Here is a 14,985-nt window from a genome sequence, read left to right as displayed (position 1 = left end):
CCGTCGACCTTTCTAGACAAACGTCCAATTCGGAGATGAGGGTAGCGTGAGAACGCCTTATTGCGGCGCGATTCGCACATACCCGTCACGTCTTCACTGCCTGGAATGCCCCGGCTCGAGGCTGCTGTACGGGGTGCGAGAATTGTCGACAAGTCGCGACCCGAGGGAGCATTTGTGAAGCTTGCACTGACTGATCTGGTCGAACAACTACCCGGCGACGATGTGACGATCACGCGAGCGTTCTATGCGTCGCGGCTTGCCGGTGTCGGTCCGAGTTCGCTGCAGGAACTGCTTGTGGCGCGAGCATCCAGGGTGGTTGAGCCCACGGCGACCCGGGCTGTTGAACACACACTCGACATCGAGGGTCGATCCGTTTCAGTGCGCGTAGTCACGCCGAAAGACGGCGTTGTCAACGGGGTCTATCTGTATCTTCCGGGTGGTGGTTTCTACATGAGTTCAGCGGCCAGCGCTGACGCCCGAAGTACGAGACTTGCCGACGCGGTCGGGGTGGCAGTGGTTACCGTCGATTACCGGCTTGCACCGGAATTCCCTTGGCCGGCAGCGCCGGACGATTGCGAGGCAGTCGCTTTGTGGCTACTTGATGTCGCTGCCGAACGGTTCGGGACAGCCAGGCTCGCCATCGGTGGCATGTCGGCGGGAGCAACCTTGGTGACGACGACATTGCTGCGCCTTCGTGATCGAGGTCTGGCCCACTCGTTTTCCGGTGCCGTGTTGGAAGCGGGCACGTACGACGTCAGTGCTCAGACTCCCGCGGGCCGCACCATCAGCGACGAATACTTCATCGAAGCCTATGTCGGGCATGTCGATGATCGCACTCTCCCGGATATTTCTCCGACATTCGGCGACCTCAGCGGCCTGCCGCCTACCCTGGTGGTGGTCGGGTCAGAAGACGTGGTTCTGGCTGAGAACCTCTCCATGGTGGCGCGGCTGTCGGCGGCCGGTAACGACGTCGACTTGCGTCTCTATCCTGTTGTCCCGCATGGATTTACAAACCATCCAACGCCTGTTGCCCGGCGCGCTGCGCTCGATATGGGTGCTTGGCTTCGGAATCGACTCGACTCCAACCCCGCGTGACAAGCACGGGCGCGGTTCAGTGTGCCGAGGAAAAGCGGACTGTGTTCGGTGTCAGATCTTGGCGAGCGTTTTACGATGAAACAATTCGAGGCTCACCATGGATTTCATCAGGCCGTCGAGGGTTCGCGCATCCCATCCAGTCAGATGCTGCCAGCGGTCGAGTCGATAGGTGACAGAGTTCGCATGTAGGTGGATGTCACGGGCGGCGGCGCTGACAGAGAACCCGCTTCGCGCGAAGGCGCGGACGGCGTCCATCAGATGTGAGTGCTCTTCGGCCACAGATGCCCCGGCCTGTAGAAGCGGCAGCAGCTCGTCCTGGTGGGTGGCAAGCGTGGCGATGAGCCATTCGTCGGCAAAACTGACCGTCGTGCCCGGCGCTGTCGCCAACTGCAATGTGCGCTCGGCGTCGGTGATGCTTTGAGCTGCGCCGACGAGCCCGACCCGGGGCATCCCGATACCTAGTGACGTTCGTGGATGATCTCGCATGATTGCGTGGATGACTTCGGTTGGTTCGCCCTGACACATCACGATTACTCGGGAGCCATGTCGACTGCAATGCGCGACAACATGCACGGAATCCAGGGTTCGTTGCAGGTGTTCGACTTGTGCTTCTGACCATTCGTCCTCGACGGCCGACAGTGCTTGGAACGATTTCTGTGTATCGAATCCGAGGGTTTGTGCCAGCTCTCGGGCGTTGCTCAGTTCCATATCCGTTGCACTGTGCAGTGTTTCGAAGAATCGGTATCGAACGCCGGCGCGGATGGCCTGCTCGCTGCGCGTTGCCTCGGAGTGTCCGACTGCGACTGCGCTCGTCGCGGCGTGAACGAGGTCCCAGAGTTTGCCGCCTGCTTGCAGCAGCTCGTGTGTTGGTTTCGTGGACCGCTGGACCATCGTGTCCCAGAGCTCACGAGATGCAATGTGATAGGTCTCGATGACATCGGAGAGGGGGAGCCCTTGCATCGCGCGACGGCGCCCGAGTTCGCGGTTTCGGTCGGTGTCTTCTGTGGTGATCGTTTCGTTCTCGGCGACGGCACACAGCATTGCGGACAACTGTTTGCGGATGTAGTTGCCTTGCTCGGCCACTGGTACCGCGGAGTAGGCCGGGAGTTCGCTGCGAATCTGTTGTACCGCGCGCTCGGTGAGCGCTTCGAGTTCGTCGGAAACCTCGCGACACAACCGTCGGATCGTGTCTTCTTCTTCGACGTCGATTACGTCCACGGGGTTACTCCTTTGTGCGTGCTTGGTCTTGCGTCCCGTGAATTTCACGAACGAGCGTCGTGGATTCCGGGGTTCACCCATGGTCCCGCCATAGTGACGGGAGGCACACTCAACGCTAGACCGGACGACGATTCGACGGCAAAACGCCCCTCGCCTCATCTGCTCCGGATCGATCAACGGCTAAGGAGCCACAATCATGTCCAACGAGGCGAAGAGTGCCTTGCTCGCAATCGGAGTTCCGTTCGTCGGGGTGCTGGGCGGGATAGTTGCGCTCTCCGGATCCGAACTGACTGTTCTCGGATTTCCCATTTTGTTCGCGTGGCTTTTCCTGTGGATGCCGCTGACCTCGTTGTGTCTCCACTTGGCATGGAAGTTCTTTGACCGCAAGGACTTCGAGGAAGCGGAACGAAACGAACTGGCTCAGGCCAAGACCGAGATCGGGGATCCGACATGATCGCTGCAACATTTACGCTCGTGCTACTCCTCGCGCTCGGCGCCGGAGTGCTTTCACGCCGTGGAAGCAAAAAAGAGATCTCCGACTACCTGGTGGGCGGGCGATCTTTCGGTCCCGTGCTGGTTTTCATCCTGGGAGCAGGTGAGGCCTACAGCATCGGCACGCTCATCGGATTTCCCGGGGGTGTGTACGCCCACGGGGCAAGCTACGGCGTCTGGTTCATCGGATACATCTTGCTTGCCTACCCGATCGGATACTTCTTTGCGCCCTATCTCTGGCGGGCAGGCAAGCGGTATAACGCGATGACTCTGCCCGATGTGGCAGGGCGGCACTTTCGGTCGCGCGGGTTGGAACTGACAATCGCGATTGCATCGGTAGTCTTCCTCATTCCCTGGGGTCAGTTGCAGCTTGCCGGCCTCCAGGTCGCACTGAGCGGACTTGGCATCACCATCAACCCGACGGTGGCGGTTTTTGTCGGCGCTGCGCTTGCTCTGCTCTTCCTCCTGCTTTCGGGTGTGCGTGCACCGGCGTTCGTGTCTTACGTCAAGGACGCAGCTCTGCTGTTGGGAGCGATCCTGATCGGACTGGCCGCCACGGCCAAATCGGGCGGTATCACGAAGCTCTTTGCCGATGCGGCATCCCATGGGGCCGGGCAGGCCTCGCAATCCACCGTCACCGGTTCGTCGCTGACCTTCGTTCTCACCACAATTGTGTTCCAGTCACTCGGTTTTTTCGTTTTCCCCTTCATCGTGCAAGCGGTGCTATCGGCGAAGTCCGAGGCAACCCTCAAGCGAGTCGCCCGATTCAACCCGCTGTACATGCTCATGTATCCCTTCCTCGTCGCTGCTGCCTTCGGCGCAATTTCATTGCTGCCCAACAAGCTCGAGGGCGCAGAGTCCAATGAGGTGCTCCTGCAACTGTCCCGTCTCGTGCTCCCGGACTGGCTGACCGGAGTGGTGGCGGGTGGTGCGGCACTGTGCGCGATCGTTGTTCTGTGTGGTTCGGCGCTGGGAATCGGCTCGATCGTCTCGCGAAACATCGTTCCGGGAATACCCGAATCACGTCAGAGAGTGTGGGTGCGCGGGGTCATCGTCGCCTACCTCGGCCTCTCGCTGATCCTCACCCTCGCCGCACCCCAATTGCTGCTGACGCTGGTGAATACCGCGTATTACGGGGTGACCCAGGCCGTGGTGGTATTCGCGACGATGATCTTCGGATGGAAGCTGCGACCGGCAGCGCTCGCGATGGGCGTGGTGCTCGGCGACGTGGTGGTGCTCTGGCTTTACCTCGACACACACGGCACGGTATCGATGTGGTTGGCGGATCAAGGCATAAACATCGGTGCCGCAGCCCTCGTTCTGAACGTGGTGTTCGTGTCCGCTACACGGGTGATGTGGCCTCCTGTCGAAGCGGTTTCGGGCCTCCGTGCAGAAAATCGATCGGCACCAGTGCCTTACCCCGCAGCCCCGACCGCGAAGGCGGATATCTGATGACCCGGACACTACTCACCGCAGATGCAATCCTCACCCAAGACATGGCGTCACCCCAGGTAGAGGCGCTCGTCCTTGACGGAGGCCTGGTTGTCGCCACCGGAAGTCGAAAGGACATGGCGGAGCACGCCGGACCGGAAACTCGTCGGCTCGATCTGGCTGGCGCAACTGTGATCCCGGGGCTGATCGAGTCGCACATTCACCCGACCTACGCCGGCTTGACTGGCGGATGGGCTGATTGCCGGACGCCACCGTGCGCCTCGATCACGGATATCCAAGGGGCTCTGCGGAACTCCACTCCCAGTCACGGCTGGATACGCGGATGGGGGTATGACGACACACAACTTCGAGAAGGTCGCCATCTCACACGCGATGACCTCGACGCAGTCTGCACCGACCGCCCGATCATCGTTCTGCACATCTCGGGGCACTTTGCGGTGGCAAACACTGTTGCGCTTGCAACTGCAGGCATCGACGAATCGACGGTGGATCCCGGGGACTCGCAGTTTCCGCGTGGGGCGGACGGGAGGCTCACAGGGATGGCCTGGGAAATCGACGCCGTGGCACGGTTGAGTGGCGCGATACCAGACCTGACACAGGCAGAGGTGCAGACCGCGTTGCTGCGTAGCTTGACCCTGGCGCGTTCGCGAGGAATCACGGCCGTCCACGATCTAGGGGTCGGCCTGTCGGCGGGCATGCAGGAGTTGGCCGCCTATCGTGCCCTGGACACCAAGGGCGAGATGCCCGTGCACACGGTTGGCTTCCTTCGGGGTGATCTCGCGATCGCAGAACTGGAGGAAGGGAACATTGCTTTCACGGCTGCACCGGCCCCAGGGTCACGCTTCCGCTTGGCCGGCGCCAAATTCTGGGCGGATGGGTCCATTCAAGGATTGTCTGCAGCCTTGCGAACTCCGTATACCTGCAGCCCGAACCATCACGGTGATCTGCTCTATCCGCAGGAGCAACTCGACGACATGGTTCTCCAGGTGCACCGCGAGGGAGGTCAGGTCGCGGTGCACGCCAACGGCGATGCGGCTGTAGCCGCCGCCATCGCGGCGCTGCGCAGTGCGCACCGCAGTGACGGACGTCGAGCGCGGCACCGTATCGAGCACTGCCAGGTGAGTAGGCCTGCGGATCTCGAGGCGATACGTGATGCCGAGATCGGGGTGAGCTTTTTCGTCAACCATGTTTTTCATTGGGGCGATCGTCACCGTGACCGTTTCCTCGGTCCTGAGAGAGCCGGCAACCTGGACCCGCTGGCGTGCGCCGATGACATCGGCTTGAAATTCGGGCTGCACTCGGATTGCCCGATAACGCCGATGGATCCCCTCCAGACGATTAGGACTGCTGTGAATCGGCTGACCATGGGCGGTGCCGTGCTTGGCGCCCACCAACGGATCGGAGTGCAGCGTGCAGTGCAGGCCATGACTGTGGACAGTGCGTACTTGGTCCATGACGAAGGACGGGTGGGGATCTTGGCGCCGGGTCGTCGTGCGGACCTTGTCGCCCTCGACGGCACTCTTGCTGCTCTCGCAGACGCTTCGTCCGACATTCCTCAGCCTGCACTGGTCATGGTCGACGGCCGGTAGCGCATGAGATTGATTTCGTCCCAACGGATACCAGCTCGAGGTGGAGATTCGTGCAGTTGCTCGACAGTGAAGTTGTTCGGCGCTGTGCAGTTACGGCTGCCGCCGCGGCCGCGGTCTGTCGTTCGAACGGGCCCGGCGTGGTCGATGGCGACGCAGTGACGGGCAAGAGTTTCTTCCTGCAGGATGGCGGCTGGCCGGGCACCTGAACACATGTCCGGTTTCTGGAGCAAAGTCGGGACGAGGAGCGCGCCACCCTTGTAATCTCGCACGGGAGTTTGCGGGGCGCGGGGTCTCCCGCACAGCGAATGAGAGGACGAAGGTGACAACTGCCTACACGCGCCGCCGAGGGGCGCGCCCTTTCGGAATCGCCCTCGCTGCGCTGGTCGCCATGGGTGCGGCCCTGACCGGCCCCACACTCGCCTCCGCCTCGAGCGGCGACCCGCAATCGGGTTCGAGCCAGCTCGGATCGTCCGGGGAGCAACCGCCGCTGCCGGAGATCCCACCGCCGTCCGCGGCCGAGATCAGGCTCGACGAGGCGCGGAACTTCCGCGACATCGGCGGCTATCGGACTACCGACGGCAGGACCGTCCGGACAGGCCTGGTGTTCCGTTCCAACAAGCTCAGCTCGCTCAATGAGACTGATCTGGCCAAACTCACCGCCGCGAACCTGACCCTCGACGTCGATCTGCGTAACACCTCCGAACGCACGGAGGATCCCGATCGGATCCCCGCCGGGGTCACCTACCAGGTCGCCGACGTCGTCAGCATCGACCATGGCATCGCGTTCCACGAGTTCGTTCCCCTGACCCTCGGTCGCGCGTTGATCGACGGCGCGGTCAACGGAACCTCGAACATCGGCCAGAGCATCGGCTACCCGTTCATGGTCAACTACCGTGGCTCCGATGTCGCCTTCCATGATCTGCTGACGGCGATCGCGAACAACTCCGACGGCGCAACCGTCTACCACTGCAGCGCAGGGAAGGATCGCACCGGTTGGGGTACCGCGATCCTGCTGACCATCCTCGGTGTCTCGCGTGAGGTCATCAGTGCCGACTTCATGGCGTCGAACACGTACCTGGGCCGGGACGACGCGGTGGACCTGTCGTGGCTCGATGCGGCGTACGCCCAGGTGGACCGACTCTACGGTGGTATGGATACTTACGTACGGGAGGGCCTCGGCGTCGACCAGGGCACTATCGACTCTCTGCGTGCCAAGCTTCTCCTCTAGGCGCGGCCCCAGACCTCGACTTCCTGCCCACTCGGACGCTCTGCTGTCCCAGTGCGACCAATGATTACGGGAACGCGCAATTGTGTGGCGCTGCTCCTGCGGTGGGCTAGAGGTTGCGGTCTCCATCATCAGGCCGCATGTCATCACCAAGTGGCGCAGGAACTTTGCTCACAAGAAGCACGCCTGATCATGCATTCGACGCTGGCCAATTGGTCAGCATCGAATCGAGAGCCTCGAGGATCCTGGACCAACTTTCGGCGCTGTCCGGTGCACTGTGGCTGAACGATCCACCTAACTCCAGGCTGGCATATCCATGGAAAACGCTGCCTAGCAACCGAACTGCGTGAGTCTGGTCGAGGTCGGTGAGGTTGTATCCGCGCAGAATCGATCGCATCATCTGCGAGTGTCTGAAGCCCGCGCTCGCTGCTGCGTCCTCCGGGGTGAGGCGCATCTGTGACGCGGCGTACCGGCCGGGGTGTGCCTTCGCGTAGTCGCGATAGACGTTCGCGAAGGCGGTCAAAGCGTCGCGGCCGGACCGACCGGCCACGGCGTCGGCAGCCTGGTCGGCCATCTCCTCCAAAGCGAGCAACGCGATTCTGGTTTTGAGGTCGTTCGAACTTTTCACGTGGGAGTACAGGCTTGCGACCTTGACGTCGAACTGCCTGGCGACTGCCGATACGGTCACGTGCTCGAAGCCGACCTCGTCGGCCAATTCCGCGCCCGCCATCGCGAGGCGGTCGGCTGTGAGTCCTGCGCGAGGCATGTCAATCGGTCCTGTTCGTTGGGAGGGTAAACCACTTGCCTAAAGAGTATAGGCAAATTACTATCAGCAGTAGCAAACTTCCGTAAACGATTTTCAGGTGAATGAAATGCACAGCCAGAGCAGCTGGATTACTACCGAAATTTCCGACGACATCGTGCGCGGAGCCCTCGAAATCGAACGGACCGAACGCGGTGTGCTGACGCACCGCCTACCTGCCAAGGCTCGCACGCAATTCGCTGACGGGCAGATGGCAATGGCGCAATCACAACCGTCCGGAGTGCGGCTAGTATTCCGAACCAGCGCCACGAGCATCGAACTCGATACTCTGCCCACGAAAATGATCTACACCGGCGCTCCGCCGAGGCCGCAAGGGGTGTACGACCTGCTCGTCGACGGCGAACTGGCCGGGCAAGCAAGCGCTACGGGCGGCAATACGGTGACGATCGACATGGCTACCGGTACCGCTCAGAGGCAGTCCGGACCTGTCAGTATCATCCGTTTCGCGGAGCTGCCCGCGCGATCCAAGACCGTCGAGATCTGGTTGCCACACAACGAGACCACCGAACTTGTCGCATTGCGAACCGACGCGCCACTCGAACTCGCGGTTGATACGAAGCGCCGCGTGTGGCTCCATCACGGAAGCTCGATCAGTCAAGGATCCGGCGCTGAAAGTCCCTCCGGCACTTGGCCTGCTCTTGCAGCCTCCGTCGGCGGCGTGGATCTGATCAACCTCGGGTTCAGTGGCAGTGCTCTGCTGGACCAGTACACCGCCCGCGCGATGCGCGACACTTCTGCTGACCTGATCAGCATCAAGATGGGCATCAATCTGGTCAACTCCGACGTGATGCGCCTACGGGCCTTCACATCTGCAATGCACGGCTTCCTCGACACGGTTCGCGACGGTCATCCAGTGGCTCCGCTGTTGGTCGTTTCGCCCGTCTATTGCCCGATCCACGAGGACACACCGGGGCCTGGTGCCTTCGACTTCGACGCTCTTGCCAGAGGCGAAATGCGATTCGTTGCCACCGGAGATCCCGCCGAGCGGGAATCCGGGAAGCTGACGCTGCGCTCGATTCGGGAAGAGTTGGCGCGCATCGTAACCCAGCGGTCAGTCGATGATCCCAATCTGCATTACATCGACGGGTGTGATCTCTACGGTGCCGCGGAGAACGAAGAGTTGCCGCTTCCCGATCAGCTCCATCCGGACGCTGCAACGCATCGTCTCATCGGCGAACGCTTTGCCCAACGTGTATTCGCAGACGGCGGTGTATTCGCCGGCGAGGTGTAATCGCGCAATCTGATTCGGCTCACACCACCACTCACATCACGGTGAGCCGAATCAGCGGGTACTTGCGATCGGACTTGCTCTGGTACTTGGCGATTCGGGGCTGGGCGGTGGCCACTTGGTGCCACGCTTGCTCGCGATCGTCGCCTTCGAGTTCGTGAGCTGTGACTGGTACGGCATTTCGGCCGGGCATCTCGATAGACACTCGATCGGGATGCGCCACCACATTCGAGTGCCAGTCCGGGTTTCGACCGCCGCCGCCCGAAGCCACGATCAACAGACCGCCCCTGCCGTCGGACAGGTGCATCAGCGGAGTCTCTCGGGGTTGCCCGCTGCGTCGGCCTACCGTGTGCAGGATGAGGACGTCCATTCCCATGAACGTGCCTTTCCCGCGCGGAATCTTGCGATTCGTGCAGGCGTTCGCGTTCCGCTGCATCCACCGTGACAGTGCGCCGGGACCGCCGGACTTCGGTTCGCAGTGATTCCCGATGGGATCTCTCGGTGTTGGATCCGTCTGTGCCATGGTCGGCTACCTCCAGTTTGTCGGCGTGAGCGTCGTTTCGACAAACCTATGAGGCTTCCGGGCTCGGTGCTTCTCGATTTCTGATCACTGTGTTTTCCGGTCACTGTGTTTTCTGATCGGAGTTCACACGATTTGACCCTGACGTAGCGTGAGGGCTCACGATGACTTCATGACCGACACCTACCCTGCATTCGACATCAGCCCTGTCCCTGTCCCTACGACCGATGCCGTGCCTCCGGAACAGTTCCGAGGTCTCTACGGTATGCCGATGTTCGTGTCTGTTCCGACTTCGGATCTGGCCGAATCGGCAGACTTCTGGATCCGCGGGCTCGGTTTCTTCGACCTCTTTTCGGTGCCTGATCGACTGACGCATCTGCGGCGCTGGGCATTTCAAGACGTTCTGCTCGTGCCCGGCGAGCGAGCAGATTCACCACCGTCCATCAGCGTGAGCTTTGCGTGTGTGCTGAGTCAGATCGACCAGATAGCAAAGGCGTGTGAGGAATTGCGGCCCGGATGCACCAGCGGTCCAGACCTGAAGCCGTGGAATTCACTGGAGTTGGAGATCGTGACACCGGAGAACGCGCGTGTGATCATGACGGCCGCTCGTCCGTACGACCCGAACAGTGCCGAGGCCGAGCATCTGCGAGGTATGGGAATTGACGGACCCGACGACTGAACAGAAGTCTGACGCGGTGGTCTCGCGCGCCGCGTCTGTCAAACTGGATGCCGTGACGGATCAACTCTTCGGAGACGAGGCAGACAATGCTCTTACCGTCGGTGCTGCCGCATCTCGGCTGGGCATAACTGTACGTACCCTTCATCATTGGGACGCAATCGGTTTGGTGTGCCCGTCCGGGCGCAGTGACGGAGGCTACCGGCTGTACACCGACGCCGACCTCGGCCGAATTGGTCGCGTACTTGTCTACCGCGACGTGGGCTTGTCGCTCGACGAGATCGGGATACTGCTCGAATCGCCCGCAGCCCACGTGGACGAAACACTGCGCGGGCAGCGCGCCGAGTTGCGACAACGGATTGCCGACTTGGAGCAACGGGGCGAGTCCTTGGATCGCATCATCGATGCCAGGAAGTCCGGTGTGCTGTTGCCGGCAGACGAGCAGGTGTCGATCTTCGGCCGACACTGGCAGCCGTCATGGGGACCGGAGGCGCACGAGCGTTGGGGTGACAGTGCGCAGTGGGCGCAGCACGCGGAACGGTCGGCAGGTAGGACCGCTGAGGATTGGCAGAAGATCGCCGACTGCGTCGAGACGCTCAACGAAGATCTGGCGTTGGCGTGCCGCGCGGGTGTCGAACCGGGAAGCGCCGAGGCGAATTCGCTGGCAGAACGCCACCGAGCGTCGATCGGGGTCTACTTCGACTGCACACACTCGATGCAGGTGTGTCTGGGACGGATGTACGTTGGCGATCCAGGCTTCTCCGAGTTCTACGACGCGCTGTTCTACGAGACGGTCGAGACCGTTCTGACCGTGTGGCTCCGCGCTGTCATCGATGCGAACGCTCTGGCCCATGGAGTTGTCCCCGAATCGGCGACATGGGTGTGAGTGAGCTGGTGGTCGCTCGTCAGTCCAAAGACGCGCAGGCAGTGCACCACGGTCGGCCGTCGACCCCGGGGGCACGATGGGGTACTGCGATGCGCGCGGCCAAAATGCAGCTTTCGTTGTCGTGATAGACGTCGAGGTCCGAAGGTTCCGTCGAGTGGAACGCCGGGACCTTCATGTCTACCTCCGTTGTCACTCGCCAGAGAGTTGGCTCGTTGCGGTAATCCTCCCACCCCAGCGATCATCTCGCCTGTCGGAAGAATTAGGAGTCCAGGCAGGGGCCGACACGGGCTGTCCTCGCCGCGCGATCATGGAGCCGCACAGCGGTTTACAGGTGTGAGAGCCTGATCACCCTTCCTGCCGAACCGATGCGCACTGCGCGCGCGGTGTGATCTTCGACGGCGCTCACCGCAGAGAATCGCACAGGGATAGGCTGGACGAATGCGTGGAGAGTACAAGGTTCCTGGTGGAAAACTGGTCGCGGTCGACGTCGAGGTGGCGGACGGTCGGCTGGCCGAAGTCGCAGTCTCGGGGGACTTCTTCCTCGAGCCCGACAGTGCGCTCGACGACATCAACGCGGCGTTGCGCGGAATGCCAGCCGACTCGGATGCAGAACAGTTGGCACAAGCTATCTCCAGCGCGCTCGACGAGTCCGTCTCGATGATCGGCTTCACGCCGCAGTCGGTCGGTATTGCGATCCGGCGCGCACTCGGTCACGCCACGAGTTGGGCGGATCACACGTTCGACCTCATCCCACCGGTGGTTCTGGACCCAGCGATGCACGTCGCGCTGGACGAGGTCATCGCGCGTGAGGTGGCATCGGGTGAGCGTCCGCCGACACTGCGATTCTGGGACTGGGACTCGCCCTTGGTCGTGATCGGATCGTTCCAATCCGTGCGTAACGAGGTCGACTCCGAGGCTGCTGCGCGGCACGGCATCGGCGTGGTGCGCCGAATCTCCGGTGGCGGCGCGATGTTCATGGAACCTGGCAACTGCATCACGTACTCGTTGGCAGTACCGGCGTCGTTGGTCGAAGGTTTGAGTTTCGAGCAGTCCTACGCGTTTCTCGATCAGTGGGTGATGGGAGCGCTGGCCGAGGTGGGTATCAACGCTCGGTACGTGCCGCTCAACGACATCGCCTCGGACAAGGGCAAGATAGCCGGCGCCGCTCAGAAGCGATTCGCGTCCGGCACCGTGCTCCATCACGTGACCATGGCCTACGACATCGATGCGGAGAAGATGACGCAGGTGCTGCGAATCGGGCGAGAGAAGATGTCGGACAAGGGAACCAAGAGCGCAGCCAAGCGGGTCGATCCGCTGCGTTCTCAAACCGGAATGACGCGTGCAGCGATCCTGGAGTCGTTTGCGCAGCACTTCCGCGGCCAGTACGACACCCGTGACAGCGACTACACGGACTCGGAGTTGGAGCAGGCGCGCAAGCTGGTGGACACGAAGTTCAGCACCGAAGCGTGGACTCACCGCGTCCCCTGACGCCGTTGTCTCGAGACACCGACAAACCGGGACGAGACCCGAGAGGTCTCGTCCCGGTCGACCTAGCTGGCCGGAGTCGTTGAGTTTGCCCCGAGAAGTTCAGCGTCGTCGTCGACGACGGAGTTCCTCTTCGGAATGGTGAAAGTTGCGCTCACACACAGGATTGCGATGACGAAGCACGCCAGTGTGTACCACAGGTTCCCGACTGGATCTCCAGCGCTGGTGGAACCGTCGACTGCGTCGAAGAAGTCCGGAAGCGCACTCGCCCACAGTACGGCCATGACAACCAGGTACACGACGCTGTAAATCTGGACGAACCTGTTGGTGTGTGCAAGAGCGTTCGATTCTGCCGAGCGCAGGTTTCTCCACTGGCGGACGAGAACCACGATCGCGACCACTGTGAGGACGGCGAGTTCCGCCGCATAGAGGAACCCACGAACGGTGTCACTGCCCATCCCGAAGACCGTCGCCGGGAGCGGGAGAATGAACGTACCCAGCGAGGCCAGCAGGCCGATCACGATGGTGCGCCAAACCAACTGAAGCCCGGAGAAGTGCTTGCCGGCATCGACATGCCGTCCGACGAAGTACTGGACGCAGAATGCCAACGACATCGGCCACAACGCGGCGAAGACGACCACGCTGGGGAGTGGAACCGCGTCGAACATGGGTTGGTTGATCGGGTTCGACGTCGACCACTCCCACCACCGCAACTGGGGTCCGAGGTGATCGAAGATTTCGTAGAATGCATGGTGGACGAAGCCGACGCAGACTGCGCCCAGCAGTGGACCGTATTTGCGGAAAACGCCGAGCATTCTGACTATTTCGAAGGCCAACGTCGCCATGAGCGGGTAGATGGCAATGATGTACAGCGGCAGTCGACCCCACATGAAGTCGACGGTGAACACGTTGTGCGCGAACATCGTGTCCACTTGTTCTTCGATGCCGAAGGCTGCCGGGAAGTACAGCGGAGGCTCGATGATGAACAGGTAGGCGGTGGCGCCGAACCAAAGGACCAGGTTGGTGGGGTCGCCGTTGCGGCGCAGTCGCACGATCGCCAAGACCAGTGCGAGTACCGAGCCGACGATGATCGTCCATTCGAGTACGGGCAGGGTCCAGTTCTCGAGGGCCGCCGGGTTACGGAACTCGACGAGTCCACCTGCTTCCTGACAGGAGAAACCGAGTTCTGTTGCCAGTTGGGCAAACGTGGGGGAGCAGTGCTCTGCCATCAGTTGGCCCCTGACGTGATCGATTCTTGTGCCTGAGATTCAGCGGTGTACCAGCGTGTGCAGTCGTAGCCGTCGTCGTAACGCTTGAACCACTGGTCGGCCAGTGCGGGGAGCTTCTCGTGGTCCGGGTTGTGATTGGGCATCTGGCTGCGGAAGACACCGCCGAGCGCGACGAGTTGTTCGCCGAGTTGTAGGTGATCGAAGGCGCGGGGCATGGTGCCCTTGGTCAGGTAGGGCGCAAACGACGTCAGAATCTTCTGCTTGGTGCGGTGCATGGCGAACATCGACAGTGAGTCGACTTGCCGTTCGGAGAGTGGAACGTGCTGGTTGAACCCTGCACAGGCGATGCGAATCACCTTCATGACGTGCGCGAAGATCGACGGCGCCATTCGCATCCGGTAAAGCTCGCTTCCGACAACGGAATTGAAGATGATCAGTGCCGAGCTGCGATGCTCGACCTCCTCGACGAAGTGCCAGATGAACAGTGATGCGACGCGGTCGTCTCCCGGACGGAACAAGGTCGCCTCGTTGTCGAGCATCAGTTTGAACACCGGTGTGAAGGTCGCCTCCAGATCTGCGGTGTACGCGAGCCGGTAGTTCAACGAGGTCGCCTCGGTGAGTAGATCGAATTCACCGATCACGGCGTCGAGGGTGTTCTGCAGTCCGGGGTATCGCCTGATCAGAGCTTTCACATGTTGGCGGTGGGCGGTCGAGTGGTGGCCTTCTTGACGCATGAATGCCACGGCTTCCTCGGCGACCTCCGGATCGCTGATCCGCGACTTGGTTTGCATGATCATCTTCACGATCATTTTCTCGAAACCGATGGCCAGGAACGAGACCGCGTTGGACATGCTCGACCAGGCCGGATTCTCCGGGTTCCACAGGAAGGGAACGTCATGATCCTCGAATCCGAAATCCATCTTTCGGGGCTGAAGGTTGGTCACTTGTCGAACCTCGTCTTTCGGAGGGGCTGGTCAGGTGGCCGCTCTGGCACTCGAAGCCACGTGTGGCGGTAATCATACATATTGGTGTGCAGTTGTATGTTCACTTTTCGATGACGGGAGTGG

The 14,985-nt window shown here is 61.4% G+C and carries 16 protein-coding genes; 10 read left to right on the top strand and 6 right to left on the bottom strand.

Annotated elements, in window-relative coordinates:
• The first annotated feature begins 174 nt into the window (after window positions 1-174).
• On the top strand, window positions 175-1,095 hold the full coding sequence (locus QM596_RS12290; RefSeq protein ID WP_031331564.1) for an alpha/beta hydrolase: 921 nt from the start codon (window positions 175-177) through the stop codon (window positions 1,093-1,095).
• Between the two features lie 51 nt (window positions 1,096-1,146).
• On the opposite strand, the gene QM596_RS12285 is transcribed toward QM596_RS12290, so the two are convergent.
• Window positions 1,147-2,313, bottom strand: a complete 1,167-nt coding sequence (locus QM596_RS12285) for a PucR family transcriptional regulator (protein ID WP_029538023.1) — start codon at window positions 2,311-2,313, stop codon at window positions 1,147-1,149.
• 196 nt (window positions 2,314-2,509) lie between these two features.
• On the opposite strand from QM596_RS12285, the gene QM596_RS12280 reads away from it, so the two are divergent.
• From QM596_RS12280 to QM596_RS12260, 5 genes are all read left to right on the top strand, one after another.
• Window positions 2,510-2,767, top strand: coding sequence for a DUF3311 domain-containing protein (locus tag QM596_RS12280; RefSeq protein ID WP_019748101.1), 258 nt, complete (start codon window positions 2,510-2,512; stop codon window positions 2,765-2,767).
• Window positions 2,764-4,257, top strand: a complete 1,494-nt coding sequence (locus QM596_RS12275; protein WP_021333546.1) for a sodium:solute symporter family protein — start codon at window positions 2,764-2,766, stop codon at window positions 4,255-4,257. Before QM596_RS12280 ends, QM596_RS12275 begins: the two co-directional genes overlap by 4 nt.
• Window positions 4,257-5,846 (top strand): amidohydrolase, encoded by a 1,590-nt coding sequence (locus QM596_RS12270; protein ID WP_020907467.1) that lies wholly within the window; start codon window positions 4,257-4,259, stop codon window positions 5,844-5,846. Before QM596_RS12275 ends, QM596_RS12270 begins: the two co-directional genes overlap by 1 nt.
• 50 nt (window positions 5,847-5,896) lie before the next feature.
• On the top strand, window positions 5,897-6,052 hold the full coding sequence (locus tag QM596_RS12265; RefSeq protein WP_157770401.1) for a hypothetical protein: 156 nt from the start codon (window positions 5,897-5,899) through the stop codon (window positions 6,050-6,052).
• A gap of 113 nt (window positions 6,053-6,165) precedes the next feature.
• Entirely contained in the window at window positions 6,166-7,074 is a 909-nt protein-coding gene (locus QM596_RS12260; RefSeq protein WP_283309144.1) for a tyrosine-protein phosphatase, read from the top strand.
• A 187-nt stretch (window positions 7,075-7,261) separates the two neighbouring features.
• Here the strand turns inward: QM596_RS12260 and QM596_RS12255 are convergent, their stop codons facing one another.
• Window positions 7,262-7,837 (bottom strand): TetR/AcrR family transcriptional regulator, encoded by a 576-nt coding sequence (locus QM596_RS12255; protein WP_021333562.1) that lies wholly within the window; start codon window positions 7,835-7,837, stop codon window positions 7,262-7,264.
• Window positions 7,838-7,943: 106 nt separating this feature from the next.
• Between QM596_RS12255 and QM596_RS12250 the strand changes: the two genes are divergently transcribed.
• Window positions 7,944-9,125, top strand: a complete 1,182-nt coding sequence (locus QM596_RS12250) for a GDSL-type esterase/lipase family protein (protein ID WP_283309143.1) — start codon at window positions 7,944-7,946, stop codon at window positions 9,123-9,125.
• A 31-nt stretch (window positions 9,126-9,156) separates the two neighbouring features.
• Here QM596_RS12250 and QM596_RS12245 read toward each other — a convergent pair whose 3' ends face one another.
• On the bottom strand, window positions 9,157-9,645 hold the full coding sequence (locus tag QM596_RS12245; RefSeq protein ID WP_283309142.1) for a nitroreductase family deazaflavin-dependent oxidoreductase: 489 nt from the start codon (window positions 9,643-9,645) through the stop codon (window positions 9,157-9,159).
• Window positions 9,646-9,814: 169 nt separating this feature from the next.
• On the opposite strand from QM596_RS12245, the gene QM596_RS12240 reads away from it, so the two are divergent.
• Window positions 9,815-10,321: a VOC family protein gene (locus QM596_RS12240; protein ID WP_070797188.1), complete on the top strand. Its 507-nt coding sequence runs from the start codon at window positions 9,815-9,817 to the stop codon at window positions 10,319-10,321.
• A gap of 52 nt (window positions 10,322-10,373) precedes the next feature.
• A complete protein-coding gene (locus tag QM596_RS12235) occupies window positions 10,374-11,204 on the top strand; it encodes a MerR family transcriptional regulator (protein ID WP_283309141.1) in 831 nt (276 codons plus the stop codon).
• Between the two features lie 19 nt (window positions 11,205-11,223).
• On the opposite strand, the gene QM596_RS12230 is transcribed toward QM596_RS12235, so the two are convergent.
• Entirely contained in the window at window positions 11,224-11,397 is a 174-nt protein-coding gene (locus QM596_RS12230) for a hypothetical protein (RefSeq protein ID WP_155404261.1), read from the bottom strand.
• Between the two features lie 245 nt (window positions 11,398-11,642).
• On the opposite strand from QM596_RS12230, the gene lplAB reads away from it, so the two are divergent.
• Window positions 11,643-12,692, top strand: a complete 1,050-nt coding sequence (lplAB, locus tag QM596_RS12225) for a lipoate-protein ligase LplAB (RefSeq protein ID WP_019748138.1) — start codon at window positions 11,643-11,645, stop codon at window positions 12,690-12,692.
• Between the two features lie 62 nt (window positions 12,693-12,754).
• Here the strand turns inward: lplAB and QM596_RS12220 are convergent, their stop codons facing one another.
• Both QM596_RS12220 and QM596_RS12215 read right to left on the bottom strand, forming a co-directional pair.
• Window positions 12,755-13,918, bottom strand: a complete 1,164-nt coding sequence (locus QM596_RS12220) for a DUF7802 domain-containing protein (RefSeq protein WP_283309140.1) — start codon at window positions 13,916-13,918, stop codon at window positions 12,755-12,757.
• Window positions 13,918-14,862: a metal-dependent hydrolase gene (locus QM596_RS12215; RefSeq protein ID WP_029255210.1), complete on the bottom strand. Its 945-nt coding sequence runs from the start codon at window positions 14,860-14,862 to the stop codon at window positions 13,918-13,920. Before QM596_RS12215 ends, QM596_RS12220 begins: the two co-directional genes overlap by 1 nt.
• Window positions 14,863-14,985 lie beyond the last annotated feature (123 nt).

It is taken from the genome of Rhodococcus sp. IEGM 1406, from assembly GCF_030056745.1.
GTDB classification, from domain to species: domain Bacteria; phylum Actinomycetota; class Actinomycetes; order Mycobacteriales; family Mycobacteriaceae; genus Rhodococcus_F; species Rhodococcus_F erythropolis.
The sequence above is the reverse complement of the archived record's forward strand: the minus strand, read 5'-3'. Positions and strand labels throughout refer to the sequence as shown.